This window comes from Zhihengliuella sp. ISTPL4 (genome assembly GCF_002848265.1).
GTDB lineage: Bacteria > Actinomycetota > Actinomycetes > Actinomycetales > Microbacteriaceae > Microbacterium.
Genome location: NZ_CP025422.1, coordinates 660,736 through 679,189, shown reverse-complemented (window position 1 = coordinate 679,189; position 18,454 = coordinate 660,736). Strand labels below are relative to the sequence as shown.

At 70.3% G+C, this 18,454-nt stretch carries 16 protein-coding genes, 1 tRNA gene, 1 other RNA gene and 1 pseudogene; 7 read left to right on the top strand and 12 right to left on the bottom strand.

The window, feature by feature from the left end; genetic code table 11:
- Positions 1-77: 77 nt before the first annotated feature.
- The 6 genes from rnpB to CYL12_RS03255 all read right to left on the bottom strand — a co-directional run bounded on the left by rnpB (position 78) and on the right by CYL12_RS03255 (position 4,291).
- An RNA gene (gene rnpB, locus CYL12_RS03280) (RNase P RNA component class A) lies at positions 78-461 on the bottom strand.
- A 24-nt stretch (positions 462-485) separates the two neighbouring features.
- On the bottom strand, positions 486-2,186 hold the full coding sequence (locus CYL12_RS03275; protein WP_101845510.1) for a bifunctional 3'-5' exonuclease/DNA polymerase: 1,701 nt from the start codon (positions 2,184-2,186) through the stop codon (positions 486-488).
- A gap of 22 nt (positions 2,187-2,208) precedes the next feature.
- Positions 2,209-2,946 (bottom strand): zinc ribbon domain-containing protein, encoded by a 738-nt coding sequence (locus CYL12_RS03270; protein ID WP_101845508.1) that lies wholly within the window; start codon positions 2,944-2,946, stop codon positions 2,209-2,211.
- A gap of 37 nt (positions 2,947-2,983) precedes the next feature.
- Complete coding sequence (locus tag CYL12_RS03265; protein WP_101845506.1) at positions 2,984-3,367, bottom strand: YchJ family protein; 384 nt, start codon at positions 3,365-3,367, stop codon at positions 2,984-2,986.
- Complete coding sequence (locus tag CYL12_RS03260; RefSeq protein WP_101845504.1) at positions 3,364-3,741, bottom strand: hypothetical protein; 378 nt, start codon at positions 3,739-3,741, stop codon at positions 3,364-3,366. Before CYL12_RS03260 ends, CYL12_RS03265 begins: the two co-directional genes overlap by 4 nt.
- A gap of 25 nt (positions 3,742-3,766) precedes the next feature.
- Positions 3,767-4,291, bottom strand: coding sequence for a helix-turn-helix transcriptional regulator (locus CYL12_RS03255; RefSeq protein WP_101845501.1), 525 nt, complete (start codon positions 4,289-4,291; stop codon positions 3,767-3,769).
- A gap of 74 nt (positions 4,292-4,365) precedes the next feature.
- Here CYL12_RS03255 and CYL12_RS03250 point away from each other — a divergent pair, with 74 nt between their 5' ends.
- Positions 4,366-5,205: an aldo/keto reductase gene (locus tag CYL12_RS03250; protein WP_101845498.1), complete on the top strand. Its 840-nt coding sequence runs from the start codon at positions 4,366-4,368 to the stop codon at positions 5,203-5,205.
- Between the two features lie 10 nt (positions 5,206-5,215).
- Here the strand turns inward: CYL12_RS03250 and CYL12_RS03245 are convergent, their stop codons facing one another.
- The gene (locus tag CYL12_RS03245) at positions 5,216-6,052 is read right to left on the bottom strand and encodes a helix-turn-helix transcriptional regulator (protein WP_101845496.1); all 837 of its coding nucleotides are present in this window, start codon (positions 6,050-6,052) and stop codon (positions 5,216-5,218) included.
- Between the two features lie 100 nt (positions 6,053-6,152).
- Here CYL12_RS03245 and CYL12_RS03240 point away from each other — a divergent pair.
- A pseudogene (locus CYL12_RS03240) lies at positions 6,153-6,912 on the top strand (SDR family NAD(P)-dependent oxidoreductase).
- Positions 6,913-6,944: 32 nt separating this feature from the next.
- On the opposite strand, the gene CYL12_RS03235 reads toward CYL12_RS03240, so the two are convergent.
- The 5 genes from CYL12_RS03235 to CYL12_RS03215 all read right to left on the bottom strand — a co-directional run bounded on the left by CYL12_RS03235 (position 6,945) and on the right by CYL12_RS03215 (position 11,961).
- The gene (locus CYL12_RS03235; protein WP_101845494.1) at positions 6,945-7,898 is read right to left on the bottom strand and encodes an L-lactate dehydrogenase; all 954 of its coding nucleotides are present in this window, start codon (positions 7,896-7,898) and stop codon (positions 6,945-6,947) included.
- 64 nt (positions 7,899-7,962) lie between these two features.
- Complete coding sequence (locus CYL12_RS03230; protein WP_101845492.1) at positions 7,963-8,850, bottom strand: TIGR01777 family oxidoreductase; 888 nt, start codon at positions 8,848-8,850, stop codon at positions 7,963-7,965.
- An 88-nt stretch (positions 8,851-8,938) separates the two neighbouring features.
- A complete protein-coding gene (locus CYL12_RS03225; protein ID WP_158297086.1) occupies positions 8,939-10,924 on the bottom strand; it encodes a thioester domain-containing protein in 1,986 nt (661 codons plus the stop codon).
- A gap of 173 nt (positions 10,925-11,097) precedes the next feature.
- The gene (locus CYL12_RS03220) at positions 11,098-11,661 is read right to left on the bottom strand and encodes a response regulator transcription factor (protein ID WP_158297084.1); all 564 of its coding nucleotides are present in this window, start codon (positions 11,659-11,661) and stop codon (positions 11,098-11,100) included.
- A 227-nt stretch (positions 11,662-11,888) separates the two neighbouring features.
- Positions 11,889-11,961, bottom strand: a tRNA-Val gene (locus CYL12_RS03215).
- A gap of 153 nt (positions 11,962-12,114) precedes the next feature.
- On the opposite strand from CYL12_RS03215, the gene aceE reads away from it, so the two are divergent.
- The 5 genes from aceE (at position 12,115) to CYL12_RS03190 (ending at position 18,403) form a co-directional block, all read left to right on the top strand.
- The gene (gene aceE, locus CYL12_RS03210) at positions 12,115-14,841 is read left to right on the top strand and encodes a pyruvate dehydrogenase (acetyl-transferring), homodimeric type (protein WP_101845487.1); all 2,727 of its coding nucleotides are present in this window, start codon (positions 12,115-12,117) and stop codon (positions 14,839-14,841) included.
- A gap of 31 nt (positions 14,842-14,872) precedes the next feature.
- Positions 14,873-16,069, top strand: coding sequence for a PucR family transcriptional regulator (locus tag CYL12_RS03205; protein ID WP_101845484.1), 1,197 nt, complete (start codon positions 14,873-14,875; stop codon positions 16,067-16,069).
- 97 nt (positions 16,070-16,166) lie between these two features.
- Positions 16,167-17,087, top strand: coding sequence for an ACP S-malonyltransferase (locus CYL12_RS03200; RefSeq protein WP_101845481.1), 921 nt, complete (start codon positions 16,167-16,169; stop codon positions 17,085-17,087).
- Positions 17,084-18,085 (top strand): beta-ketoacyl-ACP synthase III, encoded by a 1,002-nt coding sequence (locus CYL12_RS03195; protein ID WP_101845479.1) that lies wholly within the window; start codon positions 17,084-17,086, stop codon positions 18,083-18,085. Before CYL12_RS03200 ends, CYL12_RS03195 begins: the two co-directional genes overlap by 4 nt.
- 69 nt (positions 18,086-18,154) lie before the next feature.
- Positions 18,155-18,403 carry an acyl carrier protein gene (locus CYL12_RS03190; protein WP_017202249.1) on the top strand — a complete coding sequence of 83 codons (249 nt, stop codon included), beginning with the start codon at positions 18,155-18,157 and terminating at the stop codon, positions 18,401-18,403.
- The last annotated feature ends 51 nt before the right edge of the window (positions 18,404-18,454 follow it).

The window sequence follows — 18,454 nt, the reverse complement described above, 5'->3', positions numbered from 1 at the left end:
GGCCCTTCGACGGGCTCAGGGACCCGATGCGGGAAGGCCCCGATGACGTGAGTCATCGGGGCCTTTCTCGTTCGAGGCGAATGGGCCGACCTGTACGCCGGGTTCTGTTCCGGGGTTCTTCGCCCCTTCGACGGCCATCTCTCTCGGCGACACGTTGCCGTGCCGCTCCAGCGGTCTACCCGAGGACTCGGCGGGCCGCGTCATCATCCTCTGTCTGACCTTGCTCCGGGCGAGGTTTACCTGGCGGGCCGTGTCACCACGGCCCCCGGTGGTCTCTTACACCACCCTTTCACCCTTACCCCTTCGGGCCCTTCGACAAGCTCAGGGACCGAACGGGCGGTCTGCTCTCTGTGGCACTTTCTCGCGGATCGCTCCGGGTGGGTGTTACCCACCGCCCTGCCCTGTGGAGCCCGGACGTTCCTCGGTGCGGTTGCCCGCCACGCGACCGTCCAGTCGACCCATTCGCCCCTCCAGTCTACGGGGCCTCACTTCTCCGCGGAGTCCGCGATGCGCAGGTCGAGCGGCACGTCGATCGGGAAGGTGCCGAACAGGCGGGTGGTGGCGACGGCAGCAGCCTCGCGGACGGCGTCGGCAGCGGCCTCCGCGTGCTCCTGCGGCGTGTGCAGGATGACCTCGTCGTGCAGGAAGAACGCCAGGTGCGGTTCCCGGGCGAACGGCCCGGATGCCTCGGCTGCTCCGAACACCTCGGGGAGTTGCGCCAGGCGGTGGCGGATCTCGGCGAGCCAGATGAGCGACCACTCCGCGGCGGTGCCCTGGACGACGAAGTTCCGGGTGAAGCGCCCCCATTCCCGCGCGCGGCGGCGGGCGAGGGAGACCACGGCGGGGTCGGCGTCCGCGCCCGTCGCATCAGCTTGCAAACGCATCCACTCCGTGGACGGACGCGGCGAGGAGCGCCCGAGCCACGTGGACACGATGCCGCCGTCCTCTCCCGCGCGCGCCGCGTCGTCGACGAGCGCCATCGCGCGCGGATAGACCTTTCGCAGCCGCGGAACCAGCCGCCCGCTGTCGCCGCTGGTGGCGCCGTACATCGCTCCCAGCACCGCGTACTTCGCCTCCTCGCGCGTCGCGACGGCACCGGACGCGACGACCCCCGCGTAGAGGTCGCCGCCACGCGCTGCGTCCGCCATCGCCTCGTCGGACGCCATGGCCGCGAGCATCCGCGGCTCGAGCTGCGCCACATCCGCGACGACGAGCGCCCAGCCCGGATCCGCGCGCACCGCGGGGCGGAGGTTGCGCGGCAGCTGGAGCGCCCCGCCGCCGGCCGACGCCCACCGTCCGGTCACGACGCCGCCGGGGATGTACACCGGGCGGAAGCGGCCGTCCTGCACCCATTCCGACAGCCAGGTCCAACCGTTCGCACTGAGCAGTCGAGACAGCTTCTTGTAGGCGAGAAGGGGTTCGATGACCGGGTGCTCGTGCGCGGACAGCTCCCACTTGCTCGTGGACTCCACCGACACGCCGACGCGATGCAGTGCCCGCAGCAGCTTCGGCTGGCTGTCCAGGTGCAGCGTGGGGTCGTCGAGCAGTGCCCTCACCTCGTCGCCGCGCTCCACCATCCGCCGGGGCAGCCCGCCCGCGGCCGGCCGCGCACCCAGCGTCTCGGTGAGGATCGCGTCGTGCACCCCGGCGTCCCACGGGAGCCCCGCGACGCGCATCTCCTCCGCGATCAGCCCGCCCGCCGACTCCGCAGCACAGAGCAGGGTCAGGCGGCCGTCCGCGGCCTCCGCCATCACGGTCCGCTGCGCGCGGTACTGCTCGAGCGCCGCGGTGATGGCGTCCTCCCCAGACTCCTCGTCGAGGACGTCGAACAAGGAGGGAGTGGTGTCCACCGGGTCACGGCGCTCCCAGGCGGCGGCGGGTGCCAGAGGCGTGGACACCATCGCCGTGTCGCGCAGGATCGCGTGGCAGAGGACGAGATCGTGGCTGCGCGTGATCCTCACGCCTTCGCTCAGGAGCAGCGCGTAGATCTCGGCCGCACTGCGGATGATCCACCGCGGGGCGTCGGCGGCCTCGACCGCTGCGACCCAGCCGGCGAGTTCCGCCGCGGGGAGGAGTGTGCGCTGCTGCTCCTCGTCGTGTTCGTCCAGCTCGATCGCGGCGTACTCCCCCGCACCGAGACCGACGAGCGCGAGGCGTCGCTCCGGGCCCGACGCCGGCGCCGTCACGGGCGGCGCGCGGTGGATGCGCTCACGACGAGAGTCCCGACTCCTCGGTGCGCACGAGGATGCAGCCGCACTCGGGGCACGAGACCACCTCGTCCTCGGGTGCTCGACGGATCTCGTTGAGATCGGTGCCGGGGAGCATCATGCGGCACCCCTCGCAGGTTCCGCGGGTGAGCAGCGCGGCTCCGGCGCTGTTGGCCGCACGCCGGTCGTACTCCGCGAGCAGCGGCGCGGGAACGGTGGCGGCGACGGCCTCCCGGTCGCGGGCGAGCTGGGCGCCGAGCTCCGTGGCCGCAGCGACGTCGGCCTTGCCCTGGGCGGTGAGGGCACTGCCCTCCGCGGTCGTCGCATCCAGCAGCGCCTGCTGCGCGGCCACGGCTGCATCGGCTTCCTCGACCCGACCCATGACATCGAGCTCCGCATCCTCCAGGTCGCTCAGCCGCTTGGCGAGACTGGCGAGCTCATGTTCCAGAGCCTGCGCCTCCTTCGGATTCGTGGCCGCCGCAAGGCGCTGGGCGTCGCGGTCACGACGCTGCTCGGCCAGCGCGACATCGGATTCCAGCCGCGAGAGCTCGGTGCGGGCGTCGTCCCTGGCACCGGTCAGGACCGTGAGCTCGCGGAGCTGCTCCTGACGGATGGCGACGAGCTCGGCGATCCGGCCCGCCTGGCTCGGCCGGGTGCGGGCGCGCTCCGCCTGCGCGATGCGCCGGTCGAGGTCCGCGATGTCGAGCAGGGTGCGCTGGTTCTCCGGGGTGGCGTTCACGCTCTCAAATCTAGTCGCTGCGGGCGCCTGCCCCGCATCACCGGATGGCGCCGTCCACGTAGAGCCACGTCCGGTCCTCGCGGACGAAGCGGCTGCGTTCGTGCAGCGATCCGCGCGTGCCGCCCTGACGCCAGAAGGCCTCGAACTCGACCACGCCCTCCGTGTCGAAAGGGCCACCCGCCACGCGGTCCACGATCACCAGCCGCCGCCACTCGAGGTCCGGCTCGAAGGTGAGCGTCTCCGGTCGCGTCTCCGGGTGCCAGGTGCGCAGCAGGTATGGCTCGTCCTCCCGCACGAACGCGGTGTACCGGGAGCGCATCAGGCGCTCGGCGGTCGGCGCGGGGGCGCCGTCGAGGAGCGGTGCGCAGCAGGCGGCGAAGGAATCCCCCGAGGCGCAGGGGCAGCGGGCGGACTCCGTCATGAGAGCGCGACGATCAGGGTCATGCCTGCCAGCATCGCGCACACCGGAGTCATCGTCCACCGCTCCGGCCGGCTCCGGGAGATGCCGTTGAGGACGATGCCGGCCAGGAAGTACGCGAAAAGCACCCATGTCAGCACGACGACCACGGCGGAGTCCTCCCCGGGCAGTGCTCCGCTCCGTGCCAGCAACACCACGGCGAACGCTGCGTACAAGAGGATCGAGACGCCGCTGCCGACGCGCAGCCGCGCAGGCAGCACCCGGTGGGCGCCTCCCCACGCGAGCCGGCCCCACGGCGCTCCGCAGATCAGTGCGATCTGGAAGAGGGTGAGCGCGGTCAGCAGGGCCAGCACGATCGTGAGCGCGACGTGCATCATCAGGGCCTCCGACGGGTTCGGTCGTTCACGGGGCACGCTCGACGTCCGCGAGCCACGCGAGCGCGAGGTTGTGGGAGCGCAGCCCGTAGTCGAGGGTCGCGCGGCGATAGCGGTAGTGGTCCGCGGCCTCGTCCGGAATCGTGACCGCGTCGAGCTCTTGCGCGAGAGTGCGCAGGCGCTCCTCATCCTCCGCCAGGCGCGACCGGATCACCGCGATGCATGCCGTGCGCTCCGCCGTCGTGAGGTGCCCGAGGAGGTAGATGCGCGCGAGCATCAGCGGCTCCGGGTCCGACCCGCTGAGAGCCGAGAGCATCCACGACCGCCACACCGTCCTACCCTCATGCGTGATCGCATAGAACCGCTTGCGGCGAGCGCCGTGCATCGTCTCCTCGGATCGTGCCCACCCCTGCGCTTCCGCCTGTCGGAGCGCTCGCTGGATGCTGCCGAAACTCGCGGCATAGAAGAGCGAGATGCCAGCACCGAAGCGCTTGTGCAGGTCGTAGAGCGTCGCCGAACCGTCGAGGAGGAGTCCGAGGAGAAGGAACTGCATGTCTCCATATATACCCTTGAGGTATATATGGAGACAAGGCCCTACGCTGGAGACACGCCAACGGAGGAGCAACCATGACCACTGTCCCCACCTTCCGCGCCCACAACGGCTACACCCTGCCGGCTCTCGGCCTCGGCACGTATCGCCTGAACGGCGACGCCGGAGCCGACGCGGTCTCCGAGGCGCTCCGTGGGGGTTACCGCCTCGTGGACTCGGCCTTCAACTACGAGAACGAGGGGTCCGTCGGCCGTGGCGTCGCGTCCTCGGGTGTCCCCCGCTCCGAGGTCATCGTGACGACGAAGCTCCCCGGACGGCACCATGCCCGCGTGACGGCGACCGCCAGCATCGAGGAGAGCCGCTCCCGCCTCGGTCTCGACGCGACCGACCTGCACCTCATCCACTGGCCGAACCCGAGCCAGGACGAGTACGTCGAGGCATGGGAGGCGCTCGTGGACGCCCAGGCGCGGGGCGTCGTCCGCCAGATCGGCGTCTCGAACTTCCTGCCCGAGCATCTCGAGCGCATCGAACGGGAGACGGGGGTCCGACCGGTCGTGAACCAGATCGAGGTGCATCCCTACTTCCCGCAGGAGGAGCAGCTGGCCTACCACCGGGAGCGGGGCATCCTCACCCAGGCGTGGAGCCCGCTGGGGCGGGCGCAGGCCCTCCTCGACGAGGACGTCGTCCGCGAGGTGGCCACCGCTCACGACATCACCCCCGCACAGACCGTCCTCGCCTGGCACGTGGCCAGGGAGACGGTCGCGATCCCCAAGGCGTCGTGCGCGGAGCACCAGGCCGCGAACCTCGCCGCCGCCGCCGTCGTGCTCGATGACGCGGAGGTCGCGGCGATCACCGCACTCGGACGCGTGGACGGGCGCCTGTTCGACGGCGATCCCGCTGTGCACGAGGAGTCGTGAGCGCGAGGGCTCAGACGCTCTGCGTGCCGAGCACGCGCAGGAACTCCAGCTTCCCGGCCGCCTCGCTCCCGGGCTGCGCCGTCAGGACGATGAGCGCCTGCGACTCGTCCTCCGTGAACAGCGCCTGGCAGTCCACCTCGATCTCCCCCAGTTCCTGATGCACGATCACCTTGTGCTGCTCGAAGCGACGGGCGACCTCGTGGGCCGCCCAGAGCCGCACGAACTCGGAGCTCCGTTCCGACAGATCCGCCACGATCTCCCCCGCCCGTGACCGCGCGCCCATGGTGCCGTACGCCGCGCGCAACGCCGCCACCAGCGCCCGTGACTGCCGGGGGTGATCGACCTCCCGGTACCGACGCCGTTCCTCCTCCGGTCGCGCGAACCAGCGATGGATGCCGCTCCGGTCGAGCCCGGTCAGACCGCTCGCGTCTCCGATCAGCGCCCGTGAGGCGTCGTTCTGCACCAGCACCTCGTCGAGAGCCGAGACCACGAACGCCGGGGTGTCGTGCAGACGGTCGAGCACGCGGAGGATGCCGGGACGGACGTAGTCGGTGATCACCGCCCGATCGGGAGCGCTGAGCCCGCTGAGCCGGTAGAGGTAGTCACGCTCGTCCGAGGACAGCCGCAGCGCGCGGGCGAGGGCGGCGAGGATCTGGGCGCTCGGCTGCGGGCCCCGGCGCTGCTCCAGCCGCGTGTAGTAGTCCGTCGACATGGTCGCCAGCTGCGCGACCTCCTCCCGGCGCAGCCCGGCCGTCCGGCGACGCGGCCCCTCCGGCAGGCCCACGTCGGCAGGGCGCAGCGCCTCCCGACGGCGCAGGAGGAAGTCGGCCAGGGCATCGCGATCCATCCGTGCAGTATGCCCCGGACGCGGGAGGGGATCCAGGGACCGCCGATCCCCCGATCAGCCGTCTCTGGAACGGCGCCGACGCAGCGTCGAGGCTGAGGCCATGGACATCACCGGAAACACCATCTTCATCCCCGGCGCGACGAGCGGAATTGGCGCTGGCCTTGCGGCTGCAAATGCGCGGCAACACCGTGATCGTCGGCGGGCGCCGCGAGGAGCGGCTGGCCGCGATCGCCGCCGAGCATCCCGAACTCCGCACCGTCCGCATCGACACCGCGGAACCGGCGAGCATCGACGAGGCAGCCGCCGTGGTCCTCGCCGCCCACCCGACGCTGAACGTGCTGATCACGATGGCGGGCATCATGCGGGCGGAGGACTGGACCACGCCGGCCGGCTTCCTCTCCACCGCCGAGGAGACCGTCACGACGAACATCCTCGGTCCGATCCGCCTCATCGCGGCCTTCGTCGAGCACCTTCTCGCGCAGCCCGCGGCGACCATCATGACCGTCTCCTCCGGTCTGGCCTTCGCGCCCCTGAGGGCCACGCCCACCTACAACGGGAGCAAAGCGGCGATCCACATGCTCAGCGAGTCGCTCCGGCTCCAGCTCGCAGGGACCACCGTGGCGGTCCAGGAGCTCGAACCGCCCGCCGTGCGCACGGATCTCATGCCCGGGCATGCGGAGAACGAGGCCGCTCTGCCCCTCGATGCGTTCGTCGACGAGGTCATGACCCTCCTCGAGACCCAGCCCGACGCGACGGAGATCCAGGTCGAGCGGGTGAAGTTCCTCCGCTACGGCGAGGCGCGAGGCGACTACGACGAGGTCGTCGCGGTGCTCAACCGCACGGATCCGCACGGCCGGTGAGCACGGTGGGGCGGCTGACCGCCCCACCACCGTCACCCCTGCAGGGATGCGGCGACCGCGGTGAGCGCGTCGGCGGACTGCCGCAGCAGTCCGAGCTCCCGATCCGAGAATGCGGTCGTGCGGATCGGCACCGCGCCGGCGGCGCTGACGATCGACGGCACGGACAGGGCGACACCATCGATCCCGTGGAAGTCGTGGAGCACCGTGCTCACCGGCATCACCGCATGCTCGTCCCGGAGGATCGCCTCCACGATGCGCGCACTGGAGAGCCCGATCGCGTAGTTCGTGGCGCCCTTCCCCTGGATCACCTTGTAAGCGGCGTCACGGACGTCGACGGCGATCTCGTCCAGCTCCTCCAGAGTGAAGCGCGGGTGCCCCGGCGTCTCCCAGTCCAGGATCGGGACGGTGCCGATCGTGGCCCGCGACCAGAGCGGGAACTCGGTGTCGCCGTGCTCACCGATGATGTGGGCGTGCACGCTCGCCGTGGACACGCCCGCCCGCTCTCCCAGCTTCCAGCGCAGCCGGGATGTGTCGAGGACCGTGCCGGAGGCGAAGATGCGCTCCGCGGGAAGCCCCGTCTCCTGCTGCGCGATGACCGTGAGCACGTCGCACGGGTTCGTGACGATGACGTAGACGGCGTTCGGCGCGACCGCGAGGAGTTCCGGCATCATGCGCCGGATGATCCCGGCGTTCACTCCGGCGAGTTCGGTGCGGGTCTGTCCGGGGTTCTGCTTCGCCCCCGCGGTGATCACCACGACGTGGGAGCCCGCCGCCACGGAGATGTCGCTGCCGCCGATGATGTCGCTGCTGCCGGTGAACTGCGTGCCGTGCGCGAGGTCCAGCACCTCGGCCTCGGCCTTCTCGGTCGCGATGTCGTAGAGGGCGACGTGGCGGGCCGAGCCGCGGATGAGCGCCGCGTAGGCGACGCTGGATCCGACACTTCCCGCGCCGACGACGGTGAGCTTCGAATTCTCGATGATCTCCATGCGCCCATCCTGACAGCGCGGGCGCCGTGACGGCAGGGGTCTCGCCGGGAGAATCGCCGGCTCGTCAGATCGCGGCGGCGACCGCTTCGGCTGCTGTGCGATGGGTGAACCGGAATCCGGACTGCTGGAGAGCCTCGGGCCGCACATCGGCATCCGGGAGGAGCAATGAGTCGGCGGCGTCGCCGAGGGCGAGACGCAGCGCCCACCGCGGAGCGGGCAGCCAGAACGGACGGTGCATCCGCTGCGCGAGCGCGCGGCCGATGTCGTTCGCCGACGCCCGCGTCGGTCCGGTGAGATTGACGGGACCCGCGAGCTTCTCATCGAGGACATGGCGGATGCCGCGCACCTCGTCGTCCAACGAGACCCACGGCCAGATCTGCGTGCCCGGCCCCAAGGGGCCGGCAACGCCGAGCTTCGTCAGCGTGATCATCGGCCGGAGCACGCCCCGGCGGTGAATCACCGGTGCCGTCCGCAGCAGGGCGACCCGGGTATGGTCTTCGGCCCGTCGCGCCGCCGTCTCCCAGCGCACGGTGAGGTCGGCGAGGAAGGTGCTCCCGGGGCCGGAGTGCTCGGTGAGCACCTCGCCCGGCGCCGAACCGTAGTAGCCGACGGCGGAGGCCGAGAGGAAGGCCGGCGCGTCGGTGCGCAGGGCACGCAGGGCGGTGGTGAGGGTGTTCGTCGCGTCGAGCCGCGATTCGACCAGCTGGCGGCGATACCCACGGGTCCACGGCAGGCGTCCGACGCTCGCACCGCCCAGGGCGACGACGGCCTCCGCCCCGTCGAGTGCATCGGGATCCAGCGGCGCCTCCCCCGGAGCCCATTCGATCTCGCCCTCCGCCTGCGGGGTCCGCCGGACCAGGGTGCTCACCTCGACCCCGTCCGCCTGCAGGGACGCGGCGAGCGCGGACCCGATGAGTCCCGATGCCCCGCTGATGACGATGCGTCGCGCCATTGCCGCTCCTGATCCGGTCGTGCCGCAGTCCTCGGGTGCAGGACGGTCGCGGCGGACTGCCCCGATCGTAGCGCGCTCGCCGCAGGACTCAGGTCACGATCCGGCGCCGGCGGGCGACGACCCACACCCCCAGCAGCACCGTGCCGACTCCGAGGAGCAGGATGTCGAGTCTCCACTGACCACCGGTGGACGCGAGCCCCGCCGCGGACATCGCCGTCACCTCGTTCGCGAGAACGGCGTCGATAGCGGCACCGGCCGGAACGGTGACGGTGACCGGCCCATCCGCGTCGACCTGGACACCCGTTGCGGATCCAATCTCCGTCTCGGTCACCGTGCACGCGGTGCCGGCAGGAAGGGGGCCGAAGGTCTGGGTGTACTCGCCCGCGGATGATCGCGCCGGAATCGTGAACGTCTCGTTCAGCGCGCTCCCGCAGTCGATCGAGAGGACGATCGCGTCCTGTGCGCCGGCCCCGGTGCCCGTGATGGACTTCACCACGCGCAACTCCCCCGGCCGATAGGTGATGGAGTTCAGGAGAACGGCATCCACAGTGGCGGCGGGCAGGATCTCCACGTCCACCGGTGCAGACGGCTCGACAGCGACCTCCGCGGTCTCACCCGACGCGGTCTCGGTCACCACACACGCCGTTCCGGCCGGGAGGTCGGAATAGGTCTGCGCATACTCCCCCGCAGCGCTGCCCGCCGGGATGCTGATCGTCTCCTGCACGGCCTCGCCGCAATCGACGGTGAGGGTGATCGCCTCCTGGGCCCCCGCTGCCGCGCCGGCGAGGGTCTTCACCACCCGCAGGGAGCCGGGCTGGAAGGTGAGGGTGTTGAGAGCGGTCACGACAGCGCCCTCCGCGGTGACGGCCGTCGTCTGCGGGAGATTGTTCGTGGCGATGACGGTGGCGGTCTCGCCGGTGAGCGGCTCGTTCACCGTGCACGACGTTCCCAACGGCAGGTCCTCGACGGTGAAGCTCTGTGCCTCGGTCTCCCCCGCCGCGATGTCATAGGCGAACGTGCCCGCCTCGCCGCAGTCCACCGCGAGCTGGATGGGTCCCTGCGATCCGACCGCTTCGCCGGCGAACGTCTTGTCGATCCGGAGGGAGCCGGCAGCGAAGAACTCCGCCGCCGCCGAGGCCACCGCGTCCAGCTCGGTGGTGTCGGCGAGGATGAGGCGCTGAGCGTCCGCGTAATCCGGGCTGTTCCCGTCGTAGAGGTACACGGACCCACGCTGCACCGTGACCGCGGCTCGCGCGCTGAGAGTCCCGGCGCTCGCCTCCTCGGTCTCGCTCCGCAGCCAGATCTGGCTTCCTGGCGCGACGGTCGACGGGTTGGGCAACGGCGTCGTCGAGGTCGCACTGTCGTGCATCGTGAAGCCGGACGGAACGGAGACCGTCACCTCCGCGGCCCCTTCGGCCGTCACCGTGAACGGCCCCGCCGCGTCGTCTGTCGGAGCCGTCGCGAGGGCCGGAGTCACCTCGACCACCGGCTGCGGCGGCTCCACGACGGGTCCGTTGATCTGCGCATCCTGCACGATCGCTGCGGTCGCGGCCCGCACGGCGGCGTTCGCCGGAGTGTTCGCGACGACGAAACCGTCGGTGAAGTACCAGATGGCGGACTGCACGGCGGCTGCCCGTTGCGCGACCGGCAGGCCGCTCGGCTCCGACGTCGTGGGGTGATAGTTGTTGAGGATGTACGCCACGTAGTCGACATTGGGCACGTTCGACTCGTCCCACGTTCCCGACTCGTAGCCGATCCCGATGTAGGTCTCGACCCGGAGGTTGATGCAGTACATCTCTGCGACGAGAGAGGGATCGGACAGACTGACGGCGTTGATGATTCCGGCATAGGTACTGGTGGCGACGAATCCCGCAGGGTCCGCGGCCGGGTAGGGAGCGAGCGGGTCCTGGGAGATGGGCGTCGCCGGCTGAAGGCCTGTGAGCGTCAGCCCCGCGCCGAGCGAGGTGATCCGGATCTCCGTATTGGGGCCGACCTCGGTCTCCACCGTGGGGTTCTCTGTGTCGAGATTGGCCTGCGCGGGTTGCACGGCGCCGAAGGCGAGCAGCAGAGCCACGAGAATGCCGCCTCCACCGAGGATCCCGCCTCGCGGAGACGGCCGCCGTTCCGTGGCGTGTGCGCGCGTGCTGCCGAAGAAGACCATCGGACATCCCCTCTCGCCTCGTCCTCGGAGGACCGATGCTGTGGATGACGACACCTTCCCGTGCTCGTGGGGTCCTCACCAGGGTCCTAGGTCCCGTCGGACTCGGTGCGCTCGCCGACGGAACCGACCACACCGCGATGACCCGAGAGCCGGTAGATCACCGCCTGCGTGCGATGCTCGACGTGGAGCTTGGCGAAGAGCGAGGTGCTGTAGTTCTTCACCGTCTTGACGGCGAGGCCCAGCCGCTGCCCGATCTCGCGGTTCGTGAGACCTTCGGCGATGAGCCCGAGAACCTGCGCCTCCCGGAGGGTCAACTGCGCTTCCTGCTCCGACCGGTCCTCCGGATCGGTCAGGCCGGCCGTCGACGAGCGGCCGGCCGCCTCGCGGATGATCCCGCGGATCAGCGTCGGCGGCGCATTGTCGAGGAGGTAGGCGTGAGCTCCCCGTCCCGCCGCGCGCGCCTCACCGACGTCATGCCCGAGGATCACGGCGGGAAGCCGCGGGTCCTGGCGGCGCAGCCGTCGCGCGCCTTCCAGGGCGGTGCCGGGCTCCCCGCCGGCGTCGATGATCATCACGTCCGCAGGACGGCTGGGGCCTGCTTCGAAGCCGGAGAGGGGATCCTCGACGAGCTGCAGATCCTCGGAGTCCATCAGGATCGATCGCAACCCCCGCCAGATCATGTCCCGCGTCGTGAAGAGGGCGACCCGCACCGGCGCGCCCACGGCGCGCGCGGGGCCACCTGCCTGACGCCTCTCCGATCCCGCCGAACCCATCACACGACCCGCCTCCTCGTGTCCCCCCGAAGGATGGCTGCACCTTATCCAGCGCGCGCCGCGAGGACAAGGGTGCTCCACTGCGGAGGAGGTGAGAATCGATGTGGGCCCTGCCGGGATCGAACCGACGACATCCACGGTGTAAACGTGGCGCTCTACCAGCTGAGCTAAAGGCCCTGGTGCGCTCAGTCTATCCGGGCGCGGATGCGCACCTGTGTCGTGGAAGGGGGATAGGCTGAGGTCGGCGCGCGTTGTGCACGGCCGACAAGGCTGCCCGTGTCGCTTCCCGTTTCCTTGGCATGACCTGCCAGCTTGACGAAAGGTTCCCCCGTGACCGTCCACGATCAGGATCCGTACTCTCAGGGCCCCCTCGACAGCGATCCGGAAGAGACCGGTGAGTGGCAGCAGTCGCTCGACGAGCTGGTGGATGCCAAGGGCCACGGCCGCGGGCGCGAGATCATGCTCAGCCTGCTCAAGCGCTCCAAGGAACTGCACCTGAACGTGCCGATGGTTCCGACCACCGACTACATCAACACCATCGCCCCGGAGAATGAGCCGGAGTTCCCCGGCGACGAGGAGATCGAGCGCCGCTACCGCGCCTGGATCCGCTGGAACGCCGCCATCACGGTGCACCGCGCCCAGCGCCCCGGCATCGGCGTCGGCGGTCATATCTCGACCTACGCGTCCTCCGCGGCGCTGTACGAGGTGGGCTTCAACCACTTCTTCAAGGGCGCGGACCACCCGGGTGGCGCCGACCAGATCTTCATCCAGGGCCACGCCTCCCCCGGCACCTACGCCCGCTCGTTCCTCGAGGGTCGCCTGACCGAGGACCAGCTGGACGGTTTCCGCCAGGAGAAGTCGCACGCGCCGAACGGCATCCCGTCGTACCCGCACCCGCGCCTGATGCCGGAGTACTGGCAGTTCCCGACGGTGTCGATGGGTCTCGGCCCGATCAACGCCATCTACCAGGCGATGTCGAACAAGTACCTCGAGAACCGCGGCATCAAGGACACCTCGCAGTCGCACGTCTGGGCGTTCCTCGGCGACGGCGAGATGGACGAGGTCGAGAGCCGCGGGCAGCTCCAGGTCGCGGCGAACGAGGGCCTCGACAACCTCACCTTCGTCGTGAACTGCAACCTGCAGCGTCTCGACGGCCCGGTGCGCGGCAACGGCAAGATCGTCCAGGAGCTCGAGTCGTTCTTCCGCGGCGCGGGCTGGAACGTCATCAAGGTGGTCTGGGGCCGCGAGTGGGACGACCTGCTCGCCCGGGACACCGAGGGCGCGCTGCTCAACCTCATGAACGTCACCCCCGACGGGGACTACCAGACGTACAAGGCCGAGTCCGGCGCGTACATCCGCGAGCACTTCTTCGGCCGCGATGAGCGCGCCGCCGCGCTCGTCAAGGACTACTCCGACGACGACATCTGGAACCTCAAGCGCGGTGGCCACGACTACCGCAAGGTCTACGCCGCGTTCAAGGCCGCGACCGAGCACAAGGGCAAGCCGACCGTCATCCTCGCGAAGACCGTCAAGGGCTACGGACTCGGCCCGCAGTTCGAGGGCCGCAACGCGACCCACCAGATGAAGAAGATGACGCTGGACAACCTCAAGACGTTCCGCGACGCGATGCACATCCCGATCACGGACGCGCAGCTCGAGGAGAACCCGTACCTGCCCCCGTACTACAACCCGGGACCGCAGGACGAGACGATCCAGTACATGCTCGAGCGCCGCAAGGCTCTCGGCGGCTTCCTCCCGGAGCGCCGTTCGACGCACGTCGGACTCTCCCTCCCCGAGGAGAACGCCTACGCGCTGCCGAAGAAGGGGTCCGGCACCCAGGAGATCGCCACGACCATGGCGTTCGTCCGTCTGCTGAAGGACCTGCTGCGCTCCAAGGAGTTCGGCCACCGGATCGTGCCGATCATCCCCGACGAGGCGCGCACCTTCGGCATGGACGCGTACTTCCCGACCGCGAAGATCTACAACCCCAACGGCCAGCACTACACGTCGGTCGACCGGGAACTGCTGCTCGCCTACAAGGAGAGCCCGCAGGGCCAGATCGTCCACGTCGGCATCAACGAGGCCGGCGCTCTCGCGGCGTTCACCGCCGCGGGTACGTCGTACGCGACGCACGGCGAACCGCTGATCCCGATCTACATCTTCTACTCGATGTTCGGCTTCCAGCGCACCGGCGACGCCCAGTGGGCCGCCGGCGACCAGATGGCGCGCGGCTTCATCATCGGCGCCACGGCCGGCCGCACGACTCTGACGGGTGAGGGCCTCCAGCACGCCGACGGCCACTCCCACCTGCTCTCCTCGACCAACCCCGCGACGGTCTCCTACGACCCCGCGTACGGCTACGAGATCGCGCATATCATGCGCTCCGGTCTCGAGCGGATGTACGGCGGGCAGCACGAAGACCCGAACGTCATGTACTACCTCACGGTGTACAACGAGCCGATGGTGCAGCCCGCCGAGCCGGCCGACGTGGATGTGGACGGCATCGTCCGCGGCATCCACCGCGTCGCCGTCGGCGAAGGCGACGGTCCCCGCGCCCAGCTCTTCGCTTCCGGCGTCGGTCTGCCGTGGGCGCTCGAGGCGCAGGAGCTGCTGAAGAAGGACTGGGGTGTCGTCGCCGACGTGTGGTCGGTCACCTCGTGGACCGAGCTGCGCCGCGACGGCCTCGCCGCCGACGAGCACAACTTCCTCCACCCGGAGGAGGAGCCGCGCACCGCGTACCTCACGCAGAAACTCCAGGGCGCTGAAGGTCCCGTCGTCGCGGTCAGCGACTTCATGCACGCCGTGCAGGACCAGATCCGCCCGTGGGTCCCGAACCGCTTCGCCACGCTCGGCGCGGACGGCTTCGGCTTCTCGGACACGCGCGCCGCAGCCCGCCGCTTCTTCAAGATCGACGGACCGTCGATCGTCGTGCGCACACTGCAGGCACTGGCTGAGGAAGGCAAGGTCGACCGCGGCCTGTCTGCCCAGGCCATCGAGAAGTACCGCCTGCACGACGTGAACGCCGGCACCAGCGGCAACGCAGGCGGCGAAAGCTGAGCCCTCGGTGACAGCTGCCTCCGCCGCCGGCATGGACAAGGCCGCCACGCTCACCTGGCTGCGCCGGATCTCCGGTGACATCGCCACGGTGACGATCAAGCGGCTGGAGGACACCCTCCCCTGGTACGCCGACATGCCACCGGCCCGCCGCTCCGCGGTCGGGCTGGTGGCTCAGGCGGGCATCACGTCGTTCATCCAGTGGTACGACGACCCCACGTCCACGCCGTGGATCGCCGCAGACATCTTCGCCGCCGCTCCTCGTGAGCTGCTGCGGAGCGTCAGTCTGCAGCAGACGCTCCAGCTCATCCGCGTCACGGTCGAGGTGACCGAGGAACGGGTGGCCGGCAAGGGTGAGCATCTGCGCGAGGCCATCCTCCTCTACTCGCGGGACGTGGCATTCGCCGCCGCCGACGTCTACGCGCGTGCCGCCGAGGCCCGCGGGCTCTGGGACGCGCGGCTCGAAGCCCTCGTCGTCGACTCGATCCTCACGGGCGAGGCCGACGAAGAGCTGCCGAGCCGGATCGCCGCTCTCGGGTGGCACGGTCACGGAGAGGTCGCGGTCCTCGTCGGCACCACGCCTCCGCAATTCGACGTCGATCTCGTGCGCCGCACCGCGCGGAAGCTTGCGGTCGACGTCCTGATCGGCGTGCAGGGCTCGCGGCTCGTGCTCGTGCTCGGACGCGCGCGCGTCGAGGGCCAGGAGGGCGAGGACGAGGAGCTCGGGTTCCAGGAGATCGCCACGAGGCTGGAGCCGTCGTTCGGCCCGGGCTTCGTCGTGCTGGGCCCCGCTGTCGCCGCCCTCGTCGACGCCAGCCAGAGTGCTCGTGCGGCCCTGGCCGGATTCGCGGTCGCCCGCGCCTGGCGCAGCGCCCCGCGGCCGGTCGAAGCCGACGACCTCCTGCCGGAGCGCGCCCTGGCTGGCGACCCGCTCGCGAAGCAGACTCTCATCGAGCGCATCTACCGCCCCTTGCAGGCGCACTCGACCGACCTCGTCACGACGCTCTGGAGCTACCTGGACAACGGCCGGTCCCTCGAGGCGACCGCCCGCGAGCTCTTCGTGCATCCCAACACCGTGCGCTACCGCCTCAAGAGGGTCAGCGAGGTCATCGGCTGGGACGCGACCGGGCCCCGCGAGGCGCTCATCCTGCAGACCGCGCTCATCCTCGGTTCGATCGGGGCAGCCGAGCAGGTTCGGCGCCGTCCGCCGCTGCGCCGCCCTTCGCGCTGACCGGCGACGCGAGATCTGTGCGCCACACACAAGGGTTTCGCGCAATCTTGTGATGGATCATCCACCGTTCTGCCGCGATCGTTGGCAGACTGGGTGGGTGATTGTCGTCGTCTGCCCTGGACAGGGCTCGCAGACCCCCGGATTCCTCGCCCCCTGGCTCGAGCTCGACGGAGTCGAGGAGCGTCTCGCCGCCTACTCCGAAGCCGCGCAGGTCGATCTCCGCGCGCACGGCACCGAATCGGACGCGGACACCATCCGCGACACCCGCGTCGCCCAGCCGCTGATCGTGGCCGCCTCCCTCGTCGCCGGTGACGCTCTCGTGGCGTCCGCCGGTCGTCGCGCGGACGGCATCGCCGGACACTCCGTCGGGGAGATCGCGGCGCTCGTCGGCAGCGGCGTGCTGGACGCCGAGACGGGCATGCGCCTCGTCGGCATCCGCGGGCGGGCGATGGCCGATGCCGCCGCCCAGACTCCGACGGGGATGAGCGCGGTCCTCGGCGGTGACGAGGAGACACTCCTCGCCCGCCTCGCCGAACTCGGCCTCGCGCCGGCGAACTTCAACGGCGGCGGGCAGATCGTCGTCGCCGGTCCGCTTCCGGCCCTGTCGGCCCTCGCCGAGGAGCCGGTCAGGGGCACGCGCGTGGTGCCGCTCCAGGTCGCCGGCGCGTTCCACACCGACTACATGTCCTCCGCCGTCTCGACCCTCCGCGACGCGGTCGCCGATGTGCAGCCGGGAGACCCCGAGATCACGCTCTGGACCAACCGCGACGGCTCGGTCGTGACCGACGGCCGGACAGCGCTCGACTACCTCGTCGACCAGGTCTCCTCCCCCGTCCGGTGGGACCTCTGCATGACCTCGTTCGCCGACGCCGGAGTGACCGGCGTGATCGAGCTCGCCCCCGCCGGCGCCCTCGTCGGTCTCGCCAAGCGCGGCCTGCGCGGCGTGCCGACCGTCGCCGTGAAGACCCCCGAAGACCTCGAAGCCGCCGTCGCGCTGCTGAACGGAGAAGCCGCATGACCGCCTCCCTCGCCCAGATCGCCGGGCCCGCCTACACACGCATCTACGCGTTCGGCGCAGCCCGCGGCGAGAACGCGGTGCCCAACGAAGACCTCATCGGCCCGATCGACTCGAGCGATGAGTGGATCCGGCAGCGCACCGGCATCATCACCCGCGCCCGGGCCGACAAGGGGACGGACGCCATCGACCTCGCGACCGCGGCGGCGGCCGAGGCCATCGAGAAGTCGGGTGTGCCGGCCGACCAGGTCGACCTCGTCATCGTCGCGACCATCAGCAACCCGAAGCAGACGCCGTCGGTCTCCGCGATCGTGGCGGACCGGGTCGGGGCCAACCCGGCGGCGGCGTACGACATCAACGCGGCCTGCGCCGGCTATGCCTATGCCGTCGCCCAGGCGGACGCGCTCATCAAGGCCGGCGCCGCGCGCCACGCGCTCGTGATCGGCACGGAGAAGCTCTCCGACGTCGTCGACCCGACCGACCGCAGCATCTCGTTCCTCCTCGGCGACGGCGCCGGCGCCGCGCTCATCGGTCCCAGCGACACGCCGGGCATCGCCCCCGCCGTGTGGGGCAGCGACGGCTCCAAGGCCGACGCGGTCGGCATGAACGGTACCCTCACCGACTTCCGCGACGGCGTGGTGCCGTGGCCGACGCTCCGTCAGGAGGGCCCGACGGTCTTCCGCTGGGCGGTCTGGGAGATGGCGAAGGTCGCACGCGAGGCACTGGAGAAGGCCGGGATCCAGGCCACCGACCTCGCCGCCTTCATCCCGCACCAGGCAAACATGCGCATCATCGACGAGTTCGCCAAGCAGCTCGGCCTGCCGGAGACGACGGTCATCGCCCGTGACATCGAGACCACCGGCAACACGTCGGCTGCCTCGATCCCGCTCGCCAGCCACCGTCTCATGACCGAGCACCCGGAGCTCTCCGGCGGGCTCGCCCTGCAGATCGGCTTCGGTGCCGGCCTCGTCTTCGCGGCCCAGGTCGTCGTCCTCCCCTGAAGACGCACCGACCTTCCCTAGACTGTTCCACGGTTCCGAATACAACCCGTAAGAAAGAGGAAGACCACCATGGCTTTCACCAACGATGAGGTCCTCGCCGGCCTCGCAGAGCTGATCACCGACGAGACCGGCATCAACGCCAGCGAGGTCGCCCTGGAGAAGTCGTTCACGGACGACCTCGACATCGACTCGATCTCGATGATGACGATCGTCGTCAACGCCGAGGAGAAGTTCGGCGTCACCATCCCCGACGACGAGGTCAAGAACCTGAAGACCGTCGGCGACGCCGTCAACTTCATCGTCGCGGGCCAGGAGTAATCCCGGCAGGATGCCACCCTCGCCCTGCGCGAGGCGTGGCATCCTCCGGCC